The sequence below is a fragment of the Vibrio mexicanus genome (assembly GCF_001012815.1).
GTDB lineage: Bacteria > Pseudomonadota > Gammaproteobacteria > Enterobacterales > Vibrionaceae > Vibrio > Vibrio mexicanus.
This window is the reverse complement of record NZ_JYJP01000022.1, coordinates 15,972-38,438: the sequence shown is the minus strand read 5'-3', so window position 1 is coordinate 38,438 and position 22,467 is coordinate 15,972. Positions and strand designations below refer to the sequence as shown.

Sequence of the window (22,467 nt, the reverse complement as noted above, 5' to 3'; positions counted from 1 at the left end):
ACGCAATTCTTTATTGCGATGGGTCAAACACCATCTTTAGTATCGAACTTAATACTTCTAAGTACCTAAGCTCCATACTTCAAAATATGGAGCGACACACGAGGTTCGCTTTCTCTTAAACTTAAGCGTGACCTCAACCTTGGTAAGGTTGTACTCAATCAATTAAGCTAGTGTCGTTTTTTGTCACCGTTAAGTACGATGAAGACTATTCCGCTTTCTTCGTAAAGAAATTGGAGCGACACACGAGGTTCACTTTCTCTTAAACTTAAGCGTGACCTCAACCTTGGCAAGGTTGCGCTCAACTAATTGAGCTAGTGTCGTTTTTTGTCACCGTTAAGTACGATGAAGACTATTCCGCTTTCTTCGTAAAGAAATTGGAGCGACACACGAGGTTCGAACTCGTGACCTCAACCTTGGCAAGGTTGCGCTCTACCAACTGAGCTAGTGTCGCAAATGGAGGCGCGTCCCGGAGTCGAACCGAGGTCCACGGATTTGCAATCCGCTGCATAGCCACTCTGCCAACACGCCTTTTTTCATCAACGCTTTAGGTCACCCCCGCCGCGTTCGATGCATACTTTAATGATTAAGGATTGAGAGTCAAACAAAAAACGAAAAAAACAATTCACTTGCTGACATTTAAAGCAAATTGTCCAAGGAACACACCGTTTCAGGCAGTGTTACCACTTTTTCATTAAGCGTCCCATGAAGTTTGAATGGTAAGACCAACAATGATCGAACATTTCCATGAGCTGCGGATTACCATATTTGGATACGCTAACCGCATGAAAACGGTTTTTGGTTTTCTTAAGTTCTTCAACTTTAGCCACCATTTCACCCGACTGTTTTGGCGCGATAAAGTCTGAAAGGACAATCAAATCGGCATTGCGATACTTCTCTTGATTCATCATATCAATTGAGTTGTGAATTGCTTTCTCGAAATCAGTACCGCCATGGAAAGTATAAGAGAGGAAATCACTCGCCTCACGAAGACCGTCTTGCCTGGTAAGCTCGTAAGTGATCTGCTCAGTTGAAAACAGCATCACGTAACAGTCTCGACCTTCTGCCAGCGCAATTTGCATCAATGCATACGCCATCGCCTTAGCACAGGTCTCTGGGAAACCTTTCATTGAGCCCGATGCATCGACACAGATGACAAATGGCCCCTTCTCGATTTCCATATCCGAGTTATCAGGTTTCTGAGCACGGACTTTACGCAAAGTGCGCGCTTTGCCTTTAGTACGGTAGTTCATCAAACGCTTATCGACTAAGTGTTTGTAGAAAACAACTTCAAGCTCTGGGTAAGCCAAGAACATGGTTTCGTTTGGTAGCAGTTTATTAAGATCGTCACCTTCGTGCACACCCACAATATCGTCAGTGGCTTCATCGGATAGTTCTTCAACCATCTCGAGCAGATCTTCACGTTGATGAAGGAAATCAGGGTCATCCACTTGGCTTGCCATACGACCTAGCTTTTCTGCGATTTCTTGCAGACCTTTATTCTTCTTCAGGAAGTCCGCTAAGCGGTGCATCACCGTTAGATCGGTTTTACTTAACTTGGCTGAAGCCATATCCCACAGACGGCCAACTTGGGCTTCATCGCCTGACATCGCAACATCATCCATCGTGCTTATGGTTTCGATGCGTTGATACAAATCCTTTAGTACTTTCTCTTTGTTGGCTTCAAGTTCGCTTACTTGAGCCTGCTTGATCGCTTCGCTTAAACTTTTATACCACTGGTCACAAAAGTAGTGCGGGAACATAGGGTTGTTCACACCTTTGTTCTTTTCCATCAATCTACGCGCTTGAAGGTAGAACGCAGAGTGCCACTCAAGCTTTTTGATCACGTCGTTAATCTTGACGAAAAACGTCGCTTCATCCCAGTGGATCACTTCCTGGTAAAGGTTGATCTCTTGAACAAAGCGCTCGGTTTCACAAACTTTTGTAATACGCTTCTTAACATTGCCACGCCATTTCATCAGGTGATTCTTCATTGAAGATTTCACACCCGGATTTTCGGTGACCGCCATCATTTGAGAGCGCGCCATAAGGTCATTTACCGCTGTATCAATAATGCCTGATTCAGCGACCATCAAAGCAAGATTTAATCCATCAGCACCTAGCATATCGCGCCCCTAATTTTTAAAATATGCACTTATTTTTAAGCCTTTGCCCTTAAGCAAAGTACTTATCCATATTCTTGATACGTTGAGCCGAACGCTCACACTCACCTCGAACCGCTTCTAAGCGACGTTGTAAACTTTGCAGCCCTTCCTCCATGACTCTCGGCAGTTCACGCTCAACAAAGCTGTGTGGCAATGCACCATGGAAATCTGATTTTGCTTTTCTCAGCAAATGGTCGGCTTTATCAAGCTGTTGAATAGCATGCTCTGTTTTAGCTAGCCATTGCTGATACAACTCAGTATCTATACCTTTGTTAGTCACAATCGCCACCACAACGCTACGATTAGCGATGTCTTTAACGACAAGTTGGTTCGAGCCATCCACATCAAAGTGCAGGCGGCTTATGTCCGTACTCTTATTTACAAAGCCATTGATGTCGCCTTGGCCTTCTTTAATGATTTTCTCTAGTTCAGATTTAGGCACATACACATACCAAGTATCGCCCTTCTCCGTTTCGCTCACGGACATATTGCTTTGCAGCAAAACAAGCTTGACCATGCCACTCGTCACGTTCACTTTGTAGCTTTTGGCATCTGAAACGTCGTAAGAGTGCGTTGTTTGCTTTTTAAGTAAGCCAGATGTACCGCCTTCAAGCAGCTGGACACCGTATTCAGACTCTAAGGCCTCTTGAATATCATCAAGTTCTTCTTTACAAAGGTTAATTTGTGTTTCAACTTCAGCCTGATCGAAAGCATGCTCAGAGGCAAACTTCTTAATAACCGAACGTACGACATCACGCGATTCTGGACTATTCCATAAGCAGTCTTGAAGCAGCAAAAGATCCAAAGGATTTATCGAATCGCGACCATTAAAGAACGCACTCGCTTTAAGAAGTTTTACCGCCTTTTTCCATCGACGGTCAGACACATACATGTCAGTATCGGCAATATCAAGACCTTGAGACTCAACCGTTTCTTCCAAAAGAGTTTTCAACTCATAGAGCTTGTTAAACACCGTGTCGGACAACTCAAGCTTGTCAAGTTGCTGCTGCCAATCATGGTATTCCTGATCGGTAATCGCTAAACCTTCTGGAATAACCGCCTCTTGAGGTGTACCAACAGTCAGCATCGACTTGAAGTTCTGCTTATTTTGGATTCGATTGACGAATACGCGCACTAGCATACGATCGTACAGGGCATCTAGGCCACTGTCGTCATCAGGAAGCTCATTGGAAGCAGAAACAAGCAGCCTCATTGGCACGCGTTCTACATCGCTACCGTTCTTAAAGGTTTTTTCATTGACGACAGTTAATAGAGTGTTAAGGATTGCAGGGCCCGCTTTCCAGATTTCATCCAAAAATACGACCTGAGCCGTAGGTAGGTAGCCTTCTGTTAATCGAAGGTAACGACCGTTATCTTTTAGTTCTTGGATACTCAAGGGGCCAAACACTTCCTCCGGTGTTGAAAATCGAGTCATTAAATATTCAAAATAACTGGAATTATCAAACGCTTGAATGAGGCGTTTTGCGATCAAACTTTTCGCAATACCAGGAGGGCCTAATAAGAAAACACTTTCACCAGCAAGGGCTGCAAGCAGACATAATTTAATGGTATCTTCACGTTCATAAACACCATCTGAGAGTGCTTTTGTCAGCTTATTTATTCGTTCCGAGAGCAATGCTTTTTGCGCATGAGAAGCTTTTTGGGGAGTAAACATTACAACAAACCTCGGGTTGGGACTTTTTCTGTGTATATATACTTTTATACAGTTGTTATCATCTTGTTACAAGTGGATTTATTTCCAATTGATAGCCCCACTTATATCAGATGCAATCATCCCGACTTTGCATGAAATCATTGTTTCCATTTTTGAGAGGTTCATCACTCCTATTGGCTTCCAGCCTAGCTGACACGTTTATTAGCGCTTTCTTTAGTCTGTAAATATCGTTATCGTGACAATAGAACTAAAGCAACAATGATGAATGCATGAGCAATACGATCCACACTTGGAAAAACATCTCGCTACTCGAAGAACAAGTTGCGCTACCCAATAACAAAACCGTTACCCACACCACCATCAAACATCCCGGAGCATCAGTCATTTTGCCTGTTACGTCTGATGGTAAAATTGTCCTGATCAATCAATTTCGACCTTCTTTAAAGAAATGGTTACTGGAGCTGCCAGCTGGCACCATTGAACAAGATGAACTGCCACTAGACTGCGCCAAGAGAGAACTTGAAGAAGAGACTGGATTTAGTGCCGACGAATTCATCTCATTAGGCCAAGTCACACCTTTAGCGGGATTCTGCGATGAAATCCAATACCTTTTCGTTGCTAAAGACCTGTTGAACACCAACCGATTCGACTGTGATGACGATGAAGTTATTGAAGTCATAACATTATCAATGGACGAGCTAGAAGCTCGTATAATCGCAGGCACCATTACGGATGCCAAAACCATCGCTTGTCTAAGCAAAGCCAAGCTTTGCAACTATATCTAGGAGACTATATGGACTTTCGTTCAGACACAGTGACGCGCCCTACACCGGCTATGCGCGAAGCAATGGCTAATGCAGACGTTGGTGACGACGTTTATGGCGATGACCCAACCGTCAATGATCTTGAAGTTTGGGCTGCGCAGCGTCACGGCTTTGAAGCGGCTCTGTTTACCAGCTCAGGGACTCAAGCAAACTTACTCGGTTTGATGGCGCACTGTCAGCGTGGTGATGAGTATTTGTGTGGTCAACAAGCCCATAACTATAAGTATGAAGCCGGTGGCGCGGCGGTCTTAGGCTCAATACAGCCTCAACCGATTGAAAACAATCCAGACGGTACTTTGGACTTTGACAAGTTAAGAGCAGCAATTAAGCCAGATGACAGCCACTTTGCGCGAACAACACTTCTTAGCCTAGAGAACACCATCAATGGCAAAGTGCTTCCAATGGAATATTTGGCCGAGGCTCGTGAGTTTGTTGATCAGCACAATTTGTCTCTGCATCTTGATGGCGCACGTGTTTACAACGCGGCCGTTGCACTTGATATCGATGTAAAAGAGATCGCCAAATACTTCGATTCAATGACAATCTGCCTCTCAAAAGGATTAAGTGCGCCTATTGGCTCCCTTTTGCTAGGTTCTTCAGAGTACATTGGCCGAGCTCGCCGCTTAAGGAAAATGGTGGGTGGTGGCATGCGCCAAGCTGGGATTTTGGCAGCCGCAGGTAAATTGGCGCTGACCGAGCAGGTAGCGCAATTAAAAGTCGACCATGACAATGCAAAACGATTAGCAATAGGGTTAGCGGCCATCGATGGATTCGATGTGAAACCTGACTTGGTCCAAACCAACATTGTGTTTGCCAAAGTTGCGCCAAACGTAAAAATACAGGATGTCGCTGACAAGCTTGCGCAAGACGGAATCACCATTTCACCTGGAAACCCCGTCCGTTTTGTCACTCATAAAGATGTTAACCAGCAAGATATTGCACTGCTTCTCGAAAAGCTCGCTCAATACGCATAATCACTTGAGCTTCCCCTTAGGGGAAGCTTTAAGCTTTCATGCCATTGAAAAATAAAAGCGACTTTTTCTAATCCTATGAACATTCTTAGTACCTCACAAATCACATCGGCACTGTGTTTGGTCTCTGCCCTTTCCTTTCAAGCCACGGCAAGTACGGGCGATCCTATTGCTGGAAAGATGAAATCACCTAGCTGTGTTTTCTGTCACTCTGTCTCTGGCCCCGAGTCTAACCCTGCGTATCCAAACTTAAAATCACAAAACGAGCTCTACTTATTCAACTCGATGAAAGATTATCAGAATGGTTTAAGAGGAGGCGCAATGGCCGACATGATGAAGGCTCAACTTCAGCACTTGAATGATCAAGACCTACGTGACGTTGCGGCCTACTATTCCGGCCTAAACGACTAATATGCCAGCGAGACGAGGCACTTTGGGAAGACCATTCGCGAAGTCTTTATTCTAATCTAGTAACACGAATGTGCTTCCAAACGAATGCGAAGAACACAAATTAGATCTATGTTCTATATTAACTTATGGGCGTATTTATTGTTGTGGTCATGGAATGAAAATCACCGAGTGCTCTCTAGTTGAGCAACAAAACATTACCGAGATTGAACTAAAGTCACGTCTGGAGCTTTTTCGCTTATCTCAAGAAGATCTGAACAGCCGAACTGCTCTCAAAGGTATTGTAGAGCGTAACTTGGACATGATGGTCGGCATATTCTACGAGAACCAAACCGACAATACTGAAATAGCCACATTAATCGGTGACTCAGGCACGCTCACTCGCCTCATCGCCGCGCAAAAAACATACATTGTTGAACTGATTAGCCGAGATGTTGATCTCGCCTATGTTGAAAATAGACTTCGCATAGGGCTGATTCATAAGCGGCTAGGGGTGGCGCCAAAACTCTACCTCTCAGCCATCGGTTATCTTAAAGGGATCCTCACTCGCACTATCGAAACCAATCTCAATGACCAAGTGTATGCCAAAAGTATGGTTAGCGTAATACATCGGTTAATCGACTTTGATATCTCTTTCGTTTTTGATGCTTACATTCGCAGTATGATGACGGAGCTAGAAGCCGAGCGAACACGTTCTGAGCGCCATATCGGCGACCTTGAAAACCTCATCCACGAGAGAACTCACAATTTACAGCAAGTCTCACGTTTAGACCCGCTCACCAACCTGTTCAACAAACGTACCTTCCAATCCACTTCATCCAGCGCATTTGAATCTGTGCAGATTAAAAATGAACCTATTTCTCTTGTCTATATAGACATCGATGACTTTAAGCAATGTAACGATGAACTCGGCCATGATGAAGGGGACGCGATTCTTGTACTCGTAGCCGATTGCATACGTTCTGCATCCCGAAACGTTGACTACTGTTACCGCTTTGGGGGTGACGAGTTCGTCATCATTATGCCAAGCTGCAGCAAAGACCTTGTCCTCAAACATTTTGTGCCAAGACTCACTAACGAAATCTTATCCGTTCGCAATGATGTTTCATTAAGTATTGGTATCGCACAATCTGGGCCTGACGATTATTTAAGTATTAAAGACACGCTCCGTTTGGCAGATAAAGATATGTATATCCATAAGCGAAACATTAAGCGAAAGTGCAGTGATGATGAAGAGCAAGTAGTCGCGATGCGTTCTTCAAAAAGTAATTAAACCTACGAATTCTTAAGGGGGAAGACGCAGGTTTATGGAGCATATTTCTGTAGAGCGACGTCGAAATCCGGTTCATACGACGCTCTACAATAGACGCACCTAATTTAGGCGAACGCAATCATTAGAGGTAGTAGCTATAAGTAAACTTCAACTCTGTATTTTGATCGTTGTGGCCAAAACTTTGGCCCGCATCGTCAAAGTACTCTGTGTAAGTCAGCTTACCCCAGTGCTTACGGTTTTCTGTAAGCGGAGCCTGAACAGCAAGGTCTAGCTGCAAAGAGTTAACCGTACCTACAGCACCACCGAAGTCTAGCATGCTGTATTGAGGATTCACTTGAACATGAGTGCCATTTTTATGTAGATAGATAGAGTTCAAAAAGTTGAACTGAACACCATAAGTTGAGCTCTTTGTACCTACTAAATCTTTTGCGAAATCGCTATTTTGACCGTAAGCTGCCGCTACGATTGGGAATGACAACCAGTTTTCAAATGGTGTGTTCATGCGGATTAAACCACCAACAGCAAACAAGCGATCGGTTAGTGCGCCATCAACAAAGCTCGTTTCAATGTAATCGAGTGATACACCTAACATTGGAGCATTTTCCCATTCCGTTCTTTTTACTTCAAAGTAACGAGCACGTACTTGAGAAAGATCGAAGCTATCATCTGCCGGGAATGTATTCGCATTTTCTTGGCCTTGAAGCGTTAATTGGCCCAAAAACAAATTTCCATTTTGTTTTGCACCAGACATTTGGCCTTGTAATTGTACAAAGTTATTGTCTTGCTCACCTAGACTTTGAATACCATATGTTGCATGAACCACTGTTGATACTTTTGTGTGATCGCCTGGATCCGGAGCATTTTCTTGCTCAACAGCCTCATCAGCAAACACGATTGAAGAAGAAAGTAGTAGGGCACTGCATGTGGTTAGTTGTTTCAATACTGCCATGGTACAAACCTTTATATAGTCGTTGGATAATTGATTCATAAATCAAATTCCAAACAACCTTATAAAAAGCAGGTATAAAGAGATAACCAAATAAAAAAACTAAAAATGAAAAAAAATTGTCATTAAATATTCACAGCGTGACCAGCCGCTTACTTAACAACCGTTTTGTTAGTAACTTGCTCGCGATCAAACACCTAGCGAGTGATAAATTGCTACAATTATTTAAGTATCACTACAAAACAAGAATAAAAAGGTCTGCCAATGACAACCCTCTCCCTTGAGCCACCTATCTATAACGTAGGAGGTATTCTCTATTCCCCAACATCCGGGGTCATTGAGTGGAATGAAGAGCGTAGCCAACTTAGGGCAAGAGAAGCCAACCTATTTCACGCACTAATCCAGAGTTTTCCAGAAGTTCTATCACGTACCGATATTGAAAAGCAGCTTTGGAAAGACTCGTACGCAACCAATGCAACCATCAATCAAACAGTGAAAGCGCTTAGGTTTTCGCTTAAAGACGATCAACGTACACTCATCCGCACGATTCCCAAACAAGGCTACGTGCTGTCTACTAAGCCACACCTTTATCAAGCTGAAACCACAGAACCCACCGTTCCGGTGACAAGCACAGAAGTTGCAAGCCCTACTATAGAAAACGATGTAGCTCAAAAACAACACCAAGAAAATACCGAGAAAGTGACGACTCTATTTAACGCAACCCAGTGGGCCATATTGGGTGGTGTCTCCATAGCACTGTTTGTAGCGACCAGTTTAGGGCTTGGCGCAAAAAAGTATCAGCGAACCAGTCACCAACATGGGAATAATTGGGTCATGTTTGAACACTCCGAAGAAAACGGTGAACCCATTCCATTCAGAGATATTGAACAACAACAATTTGCGCTAAAAGATGGGGATATTTACCTCATATGTACCAAGGTAGAGGAGCAGCTAACATGCGTGCAACGTTAATTAAGCGAGTAGCTGTCATTATAACTCTCTTTGTATCCTGTGCCTTACTTGGAAACAAAGTCTATCAATATAACAATGAACCCACACGCGTCTACCAAGGGGTATGGGAAGGGCTGGGTCATTTAAATATTGGTGGGCACCCTTTAAAAAGTGAAGCAACCTTAATTATTGAGCCTGGTTTAGCACGGCTTTCAATTGTAAATAGTTTCAACGAACACAATTATACCTATGATGCAGAACTACTGCTTAGGCGCTACGAACATGAGTTGACCCACCTTGAAGTCACCAATCGCACCGTCAATGGCTTAGATACTTTCATAGCCAATAGCAATATTTTGGTACCCAATCAAGGAACACTATTACACGGCAATATTTGGCGTTTAGAAGAGGGTAAACTGATTCTAAAAATGAAGTTAACCAACCAACAGAATGCTATTTATATCCTTGAAAAAACAGCAGGTTAAATAAAATTTATCTTTTTTTATCCTGTCTTTTTATATTGATTATTTTTTTTGCTTCAAAGATACTTTTTTTAGTTGGAGAGAACTCAGCATAACGTCGTTTAATACTCCCAAGAACGTTATACGTTTCTAGAACTAAACCTTCTTGGGCGTTATGCTCACCAACTAACTAAGGTATCAAAAATGACGGTATCCGCTCCTTCTGTTCCTACACCAGAAGAAAAATCAGGACTAGCCAAATGGTTCCCTCTGATTGTTCTTCTAGCCGCACAGTTTTCTACTATGGCAGACAACTCTGGCTTAGCAATTTCTACTGATGCACTGATTGCTCTTCACGGCGCAACCATGCCTCAAATTCAAATGGCAAACGCAATGTACCCGCTGATCGCTGGTGCAGGTATGATTGCCGGTGGTCTTATCGGCCTTATCATTGGCTGGAAACGCCAAATGGTTATCGGCGCAGGTATGCTAGCTGCTGCATCTTTCGGTGCTGCTTTTGCTCCAAACATGGAAGTCCTTAACTACGGTGCGCGTGTAGGTGCTGGCCTTGGTGCTTGTTTACTTATCCCTGCGGTACTGGCAAACGTTGCTGGTATTTACAAAGGTAAAGACCAAGCGATTGCATTCTCAGCTATCGCTGCGTTAGTTGGCCTTGCAAGTGCAATCACACCTCTTTTATTTGGTTTTATTCTTGATGTTGCAAGCTTCCAAGTAGCGTTCATGGGCCTAGGTGTATACTGTCTTCTTGTTATGTTCGGTAGTATGAAGCTTCCTACACTAGACTCTTCTCCTTTCAAAGGTAAATTGGACACAGTTGGTATCGCGCTTGCGGGTGCTGGTCTACTGCTGTTTGTTACTGGTCTACTAAAAATCTCTGAGTGGGGCCTAGTTGCACCATTGACTGACTTCACTATCGCAGGTATTTCACCAGCTATTCCAACGGTTCTTCTTGGTGCTGCTGTACTGAAATGTCTAATGGTTTGGGAACGTCGCTTTGAAGAGAACGGTGGTACTCCACTACTTCCATCATCTTACGTTAAGAACCCACAAGTTGTTGTTGGTCTTGTTCTTTGTGCTGTTATCTTCCTACTATTCGGCGCAACTGGCTTCATCAACGTATCTTACATGCAGCTTGTTGCAGGTATGAGCGCGTTCGCTTCTGGTATGGCTCTGTGTGCTTTCGCTCTAGGTATGATGATTGGCTCTCTAGGCGCACCTGCGAAACTGTCTCACCTTAGCTGTCAACGTGTTTGTCAACTTGGCTTCATTGTTGCTGCTGCGGGTACTGGCCTAATGTTCTTCGGCTTCACAGCAGAAGGCATCACTGTATGGCAATACGTATCACTGACTATCTTCGGTATCGGTGCGGGTCTACTGGCTTCTCAAGCATCAATCGTTGTTACTTCTGCTCTTAGCGAGCGTGAAGCACAGCAATCTGGTGGTATCCAAGCGACTTCTCGTAACGTAGGTCAAGCATTTGGTGTTGCTATCCTAGGTTCAATCATGCTGTTCTCTCTAACAGGTGCTATCAAGTCTAACGTTGCCGAGCACGAAGGCCTGACTGCTGAAACTAAGCAAATTATTTTAGAGCAGCCTTCTCTACCATTCGTTTCTAACGATATGGCAGTGGTACTAATGGAAGACCTGATTGCAGACAAAGAAGAACAACAAATCGTTCTTGATGTGATGGCAGATTCTCGCCTTCAGTCAGTTCAATATGCACTGTTTGCACTTATTATCTTGATGTTCGGTGGTTTGGCTCTATGTAGTAAATTGCCACAACGATCATTGATGAAAGCTGAGTAATCAGCGACTAAGCCTCGGCCATGCCGAGGCTTTTTTGGTTTCACCCTTCACTAATCCTAACTAATTACAGCGAGGCAACTATGGTTAACGCCTTAGATAACAAAAAAGGATTCATTCTATGGATATTATGTCTAGCTCAATTCACTCTATCGGCTGATATCGCCAACCTTTCGATATCAACTTCTACATTAGTATCCACTTTTGATACTAATATCTCATCAATTCAACTACTCGGTAGTATCCAACCTCTCATTGGCGCGGCACTCATGCTCTCTGCTAGTATGATTGGTCTCATCATTGGCTGGCGACGTCTATTAATCATTGGCACGGCTATTGGGTTAATCTCAACAGTTGGCTTTTTGTTTTCCAATGACGTTCGCCTCTTAATTTTGGTTGTCAGGCCTCTAACTGGAGTTGGTTCTGCTTTAATTCTTCCGGCAGTACTGGCGCTTGTTGTCGCTCATTTCCCAGGAAAGCAAAGAGCGCTAGGCTTCGGGCTAATGGCAGCAGCAACCGGTCTAGCAGCGGCAATTGTGCCACTATTTAGTGGTTGGGTTCATGACAATTTTAACTGGTACTGGCCCTTTATTTTCGTGGCTAGTCTTTACCTAGTGACTCTGATTGGAGCAATCTACGGAATAAGCCCAATACATACTAATCAACCAGAGAAACTTGATATCCTAGCATGGTGATTGGCGGAATAAGCATTACCACTATCTTCCTTGGCCTTATCAAAATGCCACACTGGGGTTTTGTGTACGCCATCGAAACAGCATCATTTCCAAATTGGCTCAGCTTGACAACACCGATAAGCCCTGCACTCGCTCTCCTTGTTGTAGGTATTAGCCTATTTGTCATTTTCATCATTCAACAAAGTCGGTTTGAAGCAAAATATGGCAATGCATTGCTGCCTTTGCGTTGGTTAAAACAGGCACCTGCTAGACGAGGATTCATTATCCTAACCCTAATGTACATGGTGCTGGGTGGAGTAAGCTTTGTGGCTATTACCTACCTACAGGTCGCAATCTCATTATCAACCGCACATTCCGGGAGTATTATCTTACTCTTCTCTGCATTCATGATTGCTTTTTCAGTGATTACTCCACTGCTGTTTAAACAGCATTCTCCTCAGACATTGAGTCGCTTTGCCTTTATTGGAATGGGGATTTCAGGTGTGATACTCATGCTGTCTAGCCAGGAATCCCAAATCATTGTCCCCTTTTACATAGGCATGTGCTTACTTGGTGCGGTAATGGGGGTACTAGCTTCACAATGTCCAGTGATGATAACGAATGCACTTGGTGAACGCGATGCAGAACAGTCGGGGGGTTGCAAGCTACCATGCGTAATATTGGCGTTGTTGTCGGTATCACTTTGTTCGGCAGTATCAATCAAATTACCCTCGATCAATCCATTCGAAAAGATAACGAAATAAGAACCTACTACCCACAACACTTCGTTCAGGCCATTGAAGAAATGCCAAGGATACCCTACTTTAATAACGAACGAACACTTTCCGTCGCACAAGATTTTGGTTTAGATTCTCATCAGCTAAGATATCTGACGACACTCTATGCCCATTCACGAGCGCGTGGTTTTAATATGTCTATGATATTGATGATTTTGGTCGCTACATTCGGCTTTTACATGTCTACATCTCCACCGACCTCTCGTGCTTTGGATACAGCTGGTCAAGAAAAATAAAAAAAGCCCTGAGCATATTAGGCTCAGGGCTTTATTACAGAAGTAACTTAGCTAATTACTGTGGGTTCAAACCTAAGGTTTGAAGTACAAGTTTGAAGTTATCTTGACGCTCTTTAATCGCGTGAACTTCACCACTGATTGGACAGTGGTCATCTGGACAACCACGGTTAACGATACCCGATACTGCATCGATAAACGCTGTGCCTTTCAAACCACCATCAACGTAAGCTTTTAGCTCTGTGTGATAGTTCCAGTAAGCGTAAGGACCGCCTTCATCATTGTAAGTTTGGACTGAAGATACCCAGTAGAATAGACCTGCAATCCACTTGATCTCTCTGTTCTCTTCTGAACTACAAATAAGCCCTGGGTTAGAACAGAAGTCGAGGTCAGCATACAGTGGATTAGCTGGTGCAGATTCGACCACTACGCCGTTTACTGTTGTGCCTACTGTTTCGGGATCAACGTGCGAACGACCCATGAAGTGGTTCAGAGTACCAAAGTTCTGACGACCTGTGGTTTGGATTACACCACGTCCCCACCAACCACAGCCTTCAACTGTGCCCGTAGTGTCTGAACCATCCCAAATAAACTTACCGGCTTTCTGACCTTCATAAACTTTACAGTCTTCACGCTCCCAAACTTGCTTAGACTCGTCTACAGAAGTAGGCACTTCCATACAGTGGCCATCGTTTGTCCAACGACCAACGTTACCGTTTACTAATAGACCTTTCTCTTCAAGAACAGAATCTGGTGCGGCGAAGATTGGCGCTGGCGCACCGTACCATTTCGCATTAGTTAAAGCAGTCACTTCCATCTTAGGATCACGTGGACACGAATATGGATGATCCACACCAGTCACTGGGTCCATACCATAATCCGCGTATTTCTGACCTAGCTGACCACAACTTGCTGTCATTGGATAATTCACTGGCGCTCCGTAGCGAACTTCTGACCAGTTGTTCTCGTCACAAGCATTGTAGCGAATCGTCTCTTGCATACTTTGAGCAAGGAACGCTGCAATGGCCACTTTAGCATACAAAGCGTTAGTCGCATCATCCGCGGTTTCATCCAACAACCAGAAAGTGTTACCTGCAACGCCTACGTTGTGCATTGAGTTAAGACCAGCCAAAAAGTCTGCCCACTTATACACTGTCGAAGGAGCCCAGTTACCTTGCGAAACTTCGTATAGGAACGCTTGGTTGTTCATTGCGTTCTCAGCCGCTGCAAGCTCTGAGTTAAGCGAAGCAATCCGTGTTAGAGGGCCATTTTGAACACTCTCACCGACGTAATACAGTGGAACCGTTGCGGTTTGGTACTCAGATATTTTCTGATCTAGGTTTACGCTATCCGAATCGAAAAGAATCGCAAACACATTGCTGTGAGCTGCTTTACGGATGTTGCGGTCACCAGAGGTATTACCCAAGAAGTACGATGTTGCTTGAGAGGTTGGAATGGAAGAAAGGAGCGCTGGCGTCTTGATATGGTCAGACACTTGTTTGACATATTCAAGCGCGTAATGCCACTGTTCAGCCGTTAGTGCCGGTGTTGCTGCAGACTTAGTGAAAGAGACAAAATCTGCTTTAGTTAGCGAGTCCGCTTTATACAGTTCGAAAGTCGCTAGCAGATCAGCCGTTGCACCAGAAGCAGCATTCCATACAGCACGCTTACCAGAATGAACATCGTAAGCGAAATCACCGATGCTTAACGTCCAGCCAAAGGTTGCTTGCGGAGCAAGAGTAGAAATCACTAAGTTGTACGCTTGTGCCCAACCTTGAACATCATCGGTCAATGCGTTGATATCTGCCGCATCAATTTGTGCTGCTGTTGCACTCACCGCTGCGTTTAACGCCTGCTTAACTGCTACAGTACCAAGCGCTGCGCCTTTGTCTGCAGTCGCGACATCAAGTACATCACTGTTAATGATGATAGAGGTTGTGCCAGCGGTATCAGCTGCTTCAATTAAACTAACAAACGCGTTGGTTAATGCAGTGACATCCGCCAAATCTGCACTGTTAATGGTGTCGACAGCGAGTGTTGAAGGCGCATCAAATGTCGCCGGGCCTGCTGCAACAAAATGGCTTGGCCAACCTGCCACTTCCAGTCTAACCGGATCTAGAGGGTTTGGTAGAGACAGTGCTGTGCCACCACCGCCACCTGGAGGCGTTTCACTACAATTCAGATGCAATGACCAGCTGCCATCACTACCTGGAATTGACGTTGTCCACCAGTTAGCCTTATACGCCACGTTGCTGTCCACCATGATATCACCCGCTGTCGCGTGAGTGCCTTGTGTCCAGTTAGGGTAAACATTGAAGTCAGCACAAAGATCGCCAGGTACAGGGTCAGGAGTTGGATCCGGCGTAGGGTCAGGAGTCGGATCTGGGTCCGGTGTTGGGTCAGGGTCTGGTGTCGGGTCTGGATCAGGTGTCGGGTCCGGTGTTGGATCTGGGGTAGTTCCACTCACAAGTTTCCATGGAGAATCCCACTCATTAGCGTAGCTGTCTGTTGGACTTTGCCCAGCGTTCACCCACCATTTTGCTTCATAAGTATTACCATCAACGGTTACCTGAGTACCACCAGAGTACGACTTAGTTGCATCATAGGGCTCAGCTGCAAACAAGTTACCGCTTAAAACAACACACGCCAAAGTGGCTGCTATCTTGTTCATCCTAAACATAATTGTTCCTTTTATTAATAGACTTAGCTATTTGATTCACGCTTTTATGCATACATTTTTTTTATAGGTCTAGATAAATAATTATCTAAAAATAAGTTAGCACCTCTTGATAAACTTAATGGCAAAACTGCCAATATTCTTAATTTTATTCGGCTCAAGTCACGTATAAGGTGCTAACCGAGTCTTAATTTGCACAACTTTATTGATGGTAAGAATTAATTCATTCAGAAGGTGAATCAATATAACATTTACATCACAAGCAATGCTAAGGAACTCATTGAATATTAAATTAATTCATATACAACAAGGTGTACTTGGTGGGTTTTATGGGGAATTTAAAGAAAATAGCAACAACTTAACGACAATTAACAACAGACATAATTGAAGTAAGATCACCTAGAGATGTAACGAACTTGTAAACAAGCCTCTCAACATGAGAGGCTCAGAGCAGAACTTTTAATTATGCTGACTTAGGAGGCCGCTAATTTAGTCTTATTGAATGACTTCAGAACCAAAGACTCAATAATTACAATTGAAATAATTGTTATATAAAATGAAATAACGCCGCCAGCCGGCCCGGAGAACTGAACTTGTTCACCAAATAGCATTACAATAGCGCCCATCGCAATTACTTTTGAGCCAATAAGGATCATCCAAGAAGAAAAGAAACGTTTAATCTTAGGGAGTGCCTTCTGGCTTAGACATTTGTCGGCTGCCCACTTTTCAAAAGCAACAGAACTTTTTAATACTAGAGCCATTATTATTGCTGAAACAATTGCCATAATAAGGCTGTCAACAGAGACCCAATTCCATACCGCACCGTACCCAAGCATAGCTCCAGTGCCGATTGCACTACAAAGTAATAGTTCGTTTAAGGTACTTTTATTCATAAGAACTCTTATTAAGCATGAAAAAGAGCACGAAGACGTGCTCTTTCATAGTTGATATTAAAGTTAAGCGGTTTCTAGTTCCGCAGCTTTCTCTTCAGATGCACTGTGAACTGTTAGGTCTCCACCAAGCATCGTTGCGTGAACTTTAATATCCTTCACATCTTGCTTAGCGATTTCTAGAGGGTTCTGATCGAGAATTGCCATGTCCGCTAGCTTACCGACTTCAATAGAACCGATCATGTTCTCTTGTTCCATCAGGTATGCCGCGCCCATTGTTACCGCGTGAAGTGCTTGTTCAGCCGTTAGACATTCATCTTCGCCATAAACCTTGCCAGAGAATACACACTGACGGTTCATTGCACCCCACATCATGAATAGCGGGTTTGCTTGAGTTACTTGGTCATCACTGTGGATTGAGAAAGGCACACCTTTCTTAACCGAAGTTTGGAATGGGTTTAGCGTGTTTACGCGAACAGGGCCTACCGTTTGCGTTGCGTGTACATCACCCCAGAATGGAATGTGCGTAGCAAACAAGTTGTGAATGACACCAAGCTTGTTCATGCGGTCCATCTGCTCTGGCGTTACCATTTGGTTGTGCTCTAAACAGTGACGTACATTTGGCTGCGGACACTCAGTTTGCATACGCTCGATAAGATCAAGGAGTGCCTCTGTACAACCTTCACCATTACAGTGGAAAGAGATGCTGTAGCCCGCTTTGTGAGCGTAGAATACGCTTTCGTATGTTGTTTCAGCACTGTACTGGAAGTGACCATTTTCACGACCGTTGTAGTACTTTTCGCCTTCTTTTAGTACCGCTGTAAAGCCTTGAATAGAACCATCTGTTGCGATGTGCTTTGTTTTAGTAACAAATAGGCGGTCATTACTTTGCGCCTTGAATTGTTCTAGCTCTTCTACTTTGAACTTAGGCAGTACTGGGTAAGCAGCCATACGAGCTTTAAATGCAGGCATTGCAGAAAGTGCTTGGAATAGTGGGTAAGGGTTTGCAGGAACACCCATACCACAATCTGACATAGTTGTAATACCTAGGCGAGAGCAGCTATCTGAGTACGATACCATTGCAGCGATTGCATCTTGTGGCGTACCCATGTCAAATGCACCTGCGTGAACCGCGCGCATCATATCTGGAAGTTCAGCAACTTCACCTGTTAGGCGGTCGTCTTTACGGAATACGAACGCTGGATTGTCGTCTAGGCTAAAGCCAGCTTTTTCAATCGCTAGCGAGTTGAAAGCCGCCACGTGACAAGACGTGTGCATGACGAAAATTGGGCTGTCTGCACAGATTGCATCTAGAAAATCACGGTCTACAGCAACATCGCCTTCAAGGAGCAATGGGTCTAGGCCCCATAGGTTTAGCCATTCACCTTGTTTACCTGCCGCATTGTGCTCTTCAACGTAGCGAGAAATTGTTTCGATCAGTGCTTCTTTTGTAAGGCTAGCTGGAAGTATACGGCCACCTTCTGCGGTACGCTCGATTTGACCTGCATAGCCAAAACGAGAAGTGAATAGTGCAGCTGATAGTGCGTGCATGTGAGCTTCAATGAAGCCAGGTACAATTGTTTTGTCTGCAAATTGAGCGTCTAGACGGTACTCAATGTTTTCGTTTGCTAGGAAAGTTTCTGCTTGGTCTTGTGTACCTGTGAACAGGATTTTGCCATCTTTAACAACAACAGCCGTTGCACGTGGCTGGTTTTCATTCACTGTAATAAAGTTACCCGTATAAAGAACAGCTTCTGCGCTGTATTCTAAACCTGGGTTTAGGAATGGTTGTGTAGTCATTTTGAAACTCCGATATAAGTAGGATACAAAGTTAATTCTTTTGTTCCCCCTCAGAGTGCACCAACCCACTTTGGCTTTCGAATATTTAAAAATGAAATAAAATTATTGTGCAAACATCAAAATATGGAATAGCTAAAAAACCTGAAAGTCAGACTATCCACTCCATTGAAGCTAGACACAACAAACCAATAAAAGCGTATTATTCATAAACTTATAATGACATTAAACACAGTACTCTTCTAAAAATAGGTAAAAGGGCGCTATTGCGCCTTTTAGAGTTGATGATTATCGCTAAGTGCTAAACCATTTCAGCTTCTGCGTTCTTTGATTCAGAATTAGCGGTTTGGTGAACAGTAACATCACCACCTAACATCGTTGCGTGAACATTGATATCCTTAACCGACAATTTGTCTACATCAAGCGGGCTCTCATCTAGAACTGCCATGTCTGCAAGCTTGCCAACCTCAATCGACCCAATCATGTCCTCTTTTTCCATTAAGTAAGCAGCGCCAAGTGTTACTGCATGAAGAGCTTGTTCAGCTGTCAAGCATTCTTCTTCGCCGTATACCTTGCCAGAGAACACACATTGGCGATTCATCGCCCCCACATCATGAATAGCGGGTTGACCTGAGTCACAACATCGTCACAGTGAATAGAGAATGGGACTCCCTTCTTAACTGAAGTTTGAAATGGGTTCAGCGTTTTTACGCGCTCAGGACCTACCGTTTGAGTTGCATGCACGTCACCCCAGTAAGGAATATGTGTACCGAATAAGTTATGAACCACACCCAGCTTCAACATACGATCCATTTGCTCAGGGGTAACCATCTGATTGTGCTCCAGACAGTGACGAACATTAGGCTGAGGGCACTCTGTTTGCATACGCTCAATCAAGTCGAGTAGCTCATCAGTACACCCTTCGCCATTACAGTGGAAGGAAATGCTGTAACCTTGTTGGTGAGCATAGAATACATCTTCAAACATTTTGTCCTGCGTGTAGGACAAGTGGCCATTTGCACTGCCGTTGTAGTACTTCTCGCCTTTTTTCAGAAGTGCTGTGAAGCCTTGAATTGAACCATCAGTATTCAGGTATTTTACTTTCGTGGCCCATAGGCGATCATTACTTTGCTCTTTAAACTCTTCAATTTGTTCAATATTGAAGTTAGGAACAAGTGGGTAGGCAGCAACACGCGCTCGGAATGCTGGCATTTTTGCTAATGCTTGCAACAGAGGGTATGGATTAGAAGGGACACCCATACCACAATCAGATAATGTCGTTACGCCAAGTCGGCTTGCACTGTCTGCATAACCAATCATTGCGCCAACAGCATCTTCTGGCGTACCCATATTATACGCACCAGCAGCAATCGCCTTTAGCACATAAGGCATTTCAGCAATTTCACCAGTCAAACGACCTTCTTTACGGAATACAAAAGCTGGATCATCATCTAGGCTGTAACCTACTTTTTCAATTGCCGCTGTGTTTTGAACACTGAGGTGACAAGAAGCATGCATTAACAAGATAGGAGAATCTGGGCACAACGCATCCAAGAAATCACGATCAACAATGGTGCCGTCAGACATTAGCAGAGGATCTAGCCCCCACAAGTTAAGCCATTCACCCTGTTTACCTGCTGCATTGTGCGCGTCAACAAAGCCTTTAATTTTTTCTTGTAGCGCTTCTTTAGTCAGACTAGCCGTTAAAATTTCACCGCCACCCGCAATACGTTCAATTTGTCCTACGTAGCCAAATAACGCCGTAAATAACGCAGCGCCTACTGGGTGCATATGCGCTTCGATAAAGCCTGGCACTATCGTTTTATCAGCAAACTGCGTATCTAAACGGTATTCCATATTTTCATTGGCTAAAAATGTTTCTGCTTGTTCTAAAGTGCCGGTAAACAGAATTTTTCCATCTTTAACCACTACGGCAGTTGCACGTGGCTGTTTTTCATTCACAGTAATAAACTTACCTGTGTACAGTACAGCTTCTTGATTATATTCAATGCCCGGTTGTAGGAATGGTTGTGTTGTCATTAGATGCTCCACATTTATGTAGGATTAAATTCAAAACGGATCATATCTCCGATAGTCAATTCACTAAATTCGAATTAAACTAAAGCTATATTCAAATTTTTGAAAAGAACCGATATGGCGAAAGATCCGTTATCTCAACTAGAGCTTAAGTCTCTGAGAGTCCTGGCATTGTTACTTCAATTTCCTAGCATTACTGAAGTAGCAGAAAAAATGGCGATGCAACCTTCGAGCGTGACTTACCATTTAAACAAATTACGCCAAACACTTAATGACCCTTTGCTTGTTCAAGTTGGAAAGAAAATGGAGCCTACCGAACGAGCAAGAGCCCTTGAGCCAAAACTGTCTGAACTTGCCGCCAATGTGGAAAGTATTCTTCAATCGGCAGAATTTGACCCTAAAAACATCAATCGCGAGTTTCAGATCGCGGTACAAAATATTGGCGCAGAAGTATTGCTACCTACTTTGTTAAACAGCTAAGTACAGAAGCGCCCAATGTCTCGATAAAGATCGTTGATTGGCAAAAGAATACTGAACACTGGCTTAATGAAGGCAAAATAGATATGGCACTGAATTCCATTGTCCATATGAATGCTCAATTGCATGGATACCAGATAGGCGCAATGCCACTAAGTGTTGTTACTGCTAAGGACCACCCTTTAGCACAGCGGGATTTCACTATCGAAGAAATATTCGATTATCAACATGTACGAGCATTTCCCGCAGGGCTGGGGGAAGAATTGATTGATGGGTTGGCCGAAGAACTTAAACGCACGCGAAAAGTAGCCGCTTCAGCCTCAAGCTACTCCGTATTATCTAGGGTGATTGCCAGCTCGAATAAAATAGGGGTGTTCCCTTTGGGTGCAGCAAATCACCTCGACAATAGTCAGTTCACCATTCATAGAATTGATGAGATTGCACCTATTCCAACATACTGTTTTTGGCATCAAAGATGCCACAGAGATCCTGCGCATCAATTTGTTAGAAGTATCATTATCGATATTGCCACTTCAGTGATGGAACAAAGAGGTTTAAAAGCTACATAACATTTTGCTGTTCAAAAAAGACTTGAACTTCAAAACTACCGATAGGAAAGTCTTCGGCGAGCGCCTCTTCCTCATTGAAAGTGATAATCTTAGCTGTAACAACAATTCCCAAAAACGCTCCTGCAACAACTAGCCATAATTTTGATTTAAGAAGATTGCGCATTGCTTACCCTTACCTGTAGTAGAAGTCTTTAACGCATGCAGTTATACCCTCACCTCAAACCCGATTTATTGACAATCAACGTGATTAGTATTTTTGTCACTTTTTATAACTTTATTCATTTTTATTTACCCTGTAGAAACAGCCCAGCTAACCAAAGCAAGTCACTAATAGTATTGATAAAACTCGAAAGTCCAGCAGGGCCAAGTTATCGCTTTCCCAAAAATAAATGGGAATCTGCCTAATGCTGAAACACTCCTGACAGGATCTGTCACTTGCACTCCCTACTATGTACTCAAGCGCAATAACGCGTGATTCAACATGAAATCGAAAGGGATATACCATGAGCAACGTAATTGAAACGGTTAAATACGCACTCGTCGCTGGCGCAACTGAGCAAGACCTTATTGCCGCAACCAAACAGAGCCAAACATTCATTTCCTCACTGCCAGGGTTTCTTTACCGTTCTCTTAGCCAACATGAAGAGACGGGAACTTGGACCGATGTTGTCTATTGGAATTCAATAGAAGAAGCCAGAGCGGCCGGAGAACAGTTTGAAACAAGTGAAGACTGTAAACCATTGATGTCACTGATTGATCCAGCATCACTGGATATGAAGCACGAAGTGATTAAAATGAGTTCATGCCAAACTGACTAATTT

The 22,467-nt window shown here is 43.7% G+C and carries 21 protein-coding genes and 2 tRNA genes; 12 read left to right on the top strand and 11 right to left on the bottom strand.

What is annotated here, in order from left to right; all coding sequences use genetic code 11:
- Positions 1 to 375 precede the first annotated feature (375 nt).
- From UA76_RS04270 to UA76_RS04255, 4 genes are all read right to left on the bottom strand, one after another.
- A tRNA-Gly gene (locus UA76_RS04270) sits at positions 376 to 451 on the bottom strand.
- A gap of 3 nt (positions 452 to 454) precedes the next feature.
- Positions 455 to 528: transfer RNA gene (locus tag UA76_RS04265), tRNA-Cys, on the bottom strand.
- Between the two features lie 149 nt (positions 529 to 677).
- Entirely contained in the window at positions 678 to 2,123 is a 1,446-nt protein-coding gene (gene viaA / locus UA76_RS04260) for an ATPase RavA stimulator ViaA (protein ID WP_047043415.1), read from the bottom strand.
- A gap of 49 nt (positions 2,124 to 2,172) precedes the next feature.
- Positions 2,173 to 3,837 (bottom strand): ATPase RavA domain-containing protein, encoded by a 1,665-nt coding sequence (locus UA76_RS04255; protein WP_047043414.1) that lies wholly within the window; start codon positions 3,835 to 3,837, stop codon positions 2,173 to 2,175.
- A gap of 269 nt (positions 3,838 to 4,106) precedes the next feature.
- Between UA76_RS04255 and UA76_RS04250 the strand changes: the two genes are divergently transcribed.
- The 4 genes from UA76_RS04250 to UA76_RS04235 all read left to right on the top strand — a co-directional run bounded on the left by UA76_RS04250 (position 4,107) and on the right by UA76_RS04235 (position 7,313).
- Positions 4,107 to 4,622 carry an NUDIX hydrolase gene (locus UA76_RS04250; RefSeq protein WP_047043412.1) on the top strand — a complete coding sequence of 172 codons (516 nt, stop codon included), beginning with the start codon at positions 4,107 to 4,109 and terminating at the stop codon, positions 4,620 to 4,622.
- 8 nt (positions 4,623 to 4,630) lie between these two features.
- A complete protein-coding gene (gene ltaE / locus UA76_RS04245) occupies positions 4,631 to 5,635 on the top strand; it encodes a low-specificity L-threonine aldolase (RefSeq protein ID WP_047043409.1) in 1,005 nt (334 codons plus the stop codon).
- A 75-nt stretch (positions 5,636 to 5,710) separates the two neighbouring features.
- On the top strand, positions 5,711 to 6,043 hold the full coding sequence (locus UA76_RS04240; protein ID WP_047043407.1) for a c-type cytochrome: 333 nt from the start codon (positions 5,711 to 5,713) through the stop codon (positions 6,041 to 6,043).
- A 154-nt stretch (positions 6,044 to 6,197) separates the two neighbouring features.
- A complete protein-coding gene (locus UA76_RS04235; RefSeq protein ID WP_047043404.1) occupies positions 6,198 to 7,313 on the top strand; it encodes a GGDEF domain-containing protein in 1,116 nt (371 codons plus the stop codon).
- Between the two features lie 121 nt (positions 7,314 to 7,434).
- Here UA76_RS04235 and UA76_RS04230 read toward each other — a convergent pair whose 3' ends face one another.
- Positions 7,435 to 8,262, bottom strand: a complete 828-nt coding sequence (locus tag UA76_RS04230; protein WP_047043401.1) for a hypothetical protein — start codon at positions 8,260 to 8,262, stop codon at positions 7,435 to 7,437.
- A 261-nt stretch (positions 8,263 to 8,523) separates the two neighbouring features.
- Here UA76_RS04230 and UA76_RS04225 point away from each other — a divergent pair, with 261 nt between their 5' ends.
- The 5 genes from UA76_RS04225 to UA76_RS22305 all read left to right on the top strand — a co-directional run bounded on the left by UA76_RS04225 (position 8,524) and on the right by UA76_RS22305 (position 12,933).
- Entirely contained in the window at positions 8,524 to 9,231 is a 708-nt protein-coding gene (locus UA76_RS04225) for a winged helix-turn-helix domain-containing protein (protein WP_047043399.1), read from the top strand.
- Positions 9,216 to 9,695 (top strand): hypothetical protein, encoded by a 480-nt coding sequence (locus tag UA76_RS04220; RefSeq protein ID WP_047043396.1) that lies wholly within the window; start codon positions 9,216 to 9,218, stop codon positions 9,693 to 9,695. The genes UA76_RS04225 and UA76_RS04220 overlap by 16 nt, the downstream gene beginning before the upstream one ends.
- Positions 9,696 to 9,875: 180 nt before the next feature.
- Complete coding sequence (locus UA76_RS04215; RefSeq protein WP_047043393.1) at positions 9,876 to 11,498, top strand: MFS transporter; 1,623 nt, start codon at positions 9,876 to 9,878, stop codon at positions 11,496 to 11,498.
- An 80-nt stretch (positions 11,499 to 11,578) separates the two neighbouring features.
- Positions 11,579 to 12,190 carry an MFS transporter gene (locus UA76_RS22310; protein ID WP_052771947.1) on the top strand — a complete coding sequence of 204 codons (612 nt, stop codon included), beginning with the start codon at positions 11,579 to 11,581 and terminating at the stop codon, positions 12,188 to 12,190.
- On the top strand, positions 12,184 to 12,933 hold the full coding sequence (locus UA76_RS22305; RefSeq protein WP_052771946.1) for an MFS transporter: 750 nt from the start codon (positions 12,184 to 12,186) through the stop codon (positions 12,931 to 12,933). Before UA76_RS22310 ends, UA76_RS22305 begins: the two co-directional genes overlap by 7 nt.
- A gap of 324 nt (positions 12,934 to 13,257) precedes the next feature.
- On the opposite strand, the gene UA76_RS04205 is transcribed toward UA76_RS22305, so the two are convergent.
- The 5 genes from UA76_RS04205 to UA76_RS04190 form a co-directional block, all read right to left on the bottom strand.
- On the bottom strand, positions 13,258 to 15,879 hold the full coding sequence (locus UA76_RS04205; RefSeq protein WP_047043390.1) for a cellulose-binding domain-containing protein: 2,622 nt from the start codon (positions 15,877 to 15,879) through the stop codon (positions 13,258 to 13,260).
- Positions 15,880 to 16,349: 470 nt separating this feature from the next.
- A complete protein-coding gene (locus UA76_RS04200; RefSeq protein ID WP_047043387.1) occupies positions 16,350 to 16,769 on the bottom strand; it encodes a hypothetical protein in 420 nt (139 codons plus the stop codon).
- A 63-nt stretch (positions 16,770 to 16,832) separates the two neighbouring features.
- Entirely contained in the window at positions 16,833 to 18,566 is a 1,734-nt protein-coding gene (locus tag UA76_RS04195; protein ID WP_047043385.1) for an amidohydrolase, read from the bottom strand.
- A gap of 298 nt (positions 18,567 to 18,864) precedes the next feature.
- The gene (locus UA76_RS25130; RefSeq protein ID WP_272946001.1) at positions 18,865 to 19,164 is read right to left on the bottom strand and encodes an amidohydrolase family protein; all 300 of its coding nucleotides are present in this window, start codon (positions 19,162 to 19,164) and stop codon (positions 18,865 to 18,867) included.
- On the bottom strand, positions 19,161 to 20,603 hold the full coding sequence (locus UA76_RS04190; RefSeq protein WP_272946000.1) for an amidohydrolase: 1,443 nt from the start codon (positions 20,601 to 20,603) through the stop codon (positions 19,161 to 19,163). The genes UA76_RS25130 and UA76_RS04190 overlap by 4 nt, the downstream gene beginning before the upstream one ends.
- A 114-nt stretch (positions 20,604 to 20,717) precedes the next feature.
- On the opposite strand from UA76_RS04190, the gene UA76_RS04185 reads away from it, so the two are divergent.
- Together UA76_RS04185 and UA76_RS04180 are read left to right on the top strand one after the other, a co-directional pair.
- On the top strand, positions 20,718 to 21,080 hold the full coding sequence (locus UA76_RS04185) for a LysR family transcriptional regulator (RefSeq protein ID WP_047043383.1): 363 nt from the start codon (positions 20,718 to 20,720) through the stop codon (positions 21,078 to 21,080).
- Positions 21,053 to 21,646: a LysR substrate-binding domain-containing protein gene (locus UA76_RS04180; RefSeq protein WP_084705465.1), complete on the top strand. Its 594-nt coding sequence runs from the start codon at positions 21,053 to 21,055 to the stop codon at positions 21,644 to 21,646. Before UA76_RS04185 ends, UA76_RS04180 begins: the two co-directional genes overlap by 28 nt.
- Here UA76_RS04180 and UA76_RS23590 read toward each other — a convergent pair.
- On the bottom strand, positions 21,639 to 21,809 hold the full coding sequence (locus tag UA76_RS23590; protein WP_157617561.1) for a hypothetical protein: 171 nt from the start codon (positions 21,807 to 21,809) through the stop codon (positions 21,639 to 21,641). The two genes, UA76_RS04180 and UA76_RS23590, sit on opposite strands and share 8 nt — an antisense overlap.
- A 340-nt stretch (positions 21,810 to 22,149) precedes the next feature.
- Here UA76_RS23590 and UA76_RS04175 point away from each other — a divergent pair, with 340 nt between their 5' ends.
- Positions 22,150 to 22,464 carry a hypothetical protein gene (locus tag UA76_RS04175; RefSeq protein WP_047043377.1) on the top strand — a complete coding sequence of 105 codons (315 nt, stop codon included), beginning with the start codon at positions 22,150 to 22,152 and terminating at the stop codon, positions 22,462 to 22,464.
- Positions 22,465 to 22,467: the final 3 nt, after the last annotated feature.

What these genes read in the sequence shown, in the direction of transcription:
- UA76_RS04200 (WP_047043387.1), bottom strand. Translation starts at nt 16,769, where the DNA reads ATGAATAAAAGTACCTTAAACGAACTATTACTTTGTAGTGCAATCGGC.
- UA76_RS04250 (WP_047043412.1), top strand. Translation starts at nt 4,107, where the DNA reads ATGAGCAATACGATCCACACTTGGAAAAACATCTCGCTACTCGAAGAA.
- UA76_RS04195 (WP_047043385.1), bottom strand. Translation starts at nt 18,566, where the DNA reads ATGACTACACAACCATTCCTAAACCCAGGTTTAGAATACAGCGCAGAA.
- UA76_RS04230 (WP_047043401.1), bottom strand. Translation starts at nt 8,262, where the DNA reads ATGGCAGTATTGAAACAACTAACCACATGCAGTGCCCTACTACTTTCT.
- UA76_RS04215 (WP_047043393.1), top strand. Translation starts at nt 9,876, where the DNA reads ATGACGGTATCCGCTCCTTCTGTTCCTACACCAGAAGAAAAATCAGGA.
- UA76_RS25130 (WP_272946001.1), bottom strand. Translation starts at nt 19,164, where the DNA reads ATGAATCGCCAATGTGTGTTCTCTGGCAAGGTATACGGCGAAGAAGAA.
- UA76_RS04225 (WP_047043399.1), top strand. Translation starts at nt 8,524, where the DNA reads ATGACAACCCTCTCCCTTGAGCCACCTATCTATAACGTAGGAGGTATT.
- UA76_RS04235 (WP_047043404.1), top strand. Translation starts at nt 6,198, where the DNA reads ATGAAAATCACCGAGTGCTCTCTAGTTGAGCAACAAAACATTACCGAG.
- UA76_RS04220 (WP_047043396.1), top strand. Translation starts at nt 9,216, where the DNA reads ATGCGTGCAACGTTAATTAAGCGAGTAGCTGTCATTATAACTCTCTTT.
- UA76_RS04175 (WP_047043377.1), top strand. Translation starts at nt 22,150, where the DNA reads ATGAGCAACGTAATTGAAACGGTTAAATACGCACTCGTCGCTGGCGCA.
- UA76_RS22305 (WP_052771946.1), top strand. Translation starts at nt 12,184, where the DNA reads ATGGTGATTGGCGGAATAAGCATTACCACTATCTTCCTTGGCCTTATC.
- UA76_RS04255 (WP_047043414.1), bottom strand. Translation starts at nt 3,837, where the DNA reads ATGTTTACTCCCCAAAAAGCTTCTCATGCGCAAAAAGCATTGCTCTCG.
- UA76_RS23590 (WP_157617561.1), bottom strand. Translation starts at nt 21,809, where the DNA reads ATGCGCAATCTTCTTAAATCAAAATTATGGCTAGTTGTTGCAGGAGCG.
- UA76_RS04205 (WP_047043390.1), bottom strand. Translation starts at nt 15,879, where the DNA reads ATGTTTAGGATGAACAAGATAGCAGCCACTTTGGCGTGTGTTGTTTTA.
- ltaE (WP_047043409.1), top strand. Translation starts at nt 4,631, where the DNA reads ATGGACTTTCGTTCAGACACAGTGACGCGCCCTACACCGGCTATGCGC.
- UA76_RS04240 (WP_047043407.1), top strand. Translation starts at nt 5,711, where the DNA reads ATGAACATTCTTAGTACCTCACAAATCACATCGGCACTGTGTTTGGTC.
- UA76_RS04190 (WP_272946000.1), bottom strand. Translation starts at nt 20,603, where the DNA reads ATGACAACACAACCATTCCTACAACCGGGCATTGAATATAATCAAGAA.
- UA76_RS22310 (WP_052771947.1), top strand. Translation starts at nt 11,579, where the DNA reads ATGGTTAACGCCTTAGATAACAAAAAAGGATTCATTCTATGGATATTA.
- viaA (WP_047043415.1), bottom strand. Translation starts at nt 2,123, where the DNA reads ATGCTAGGTGCTGATGGATTAAATCTTGCTTTGATGGTCGCTGAATCA.
- UA76_RS04185 (WP_047043383.1), top strand. Translation starts at nt 20,718, where the DNA reads ATGGCGAAAGATCCGTTATCTCAACTAGAGCTTAAGTCTCTGAGAGTC.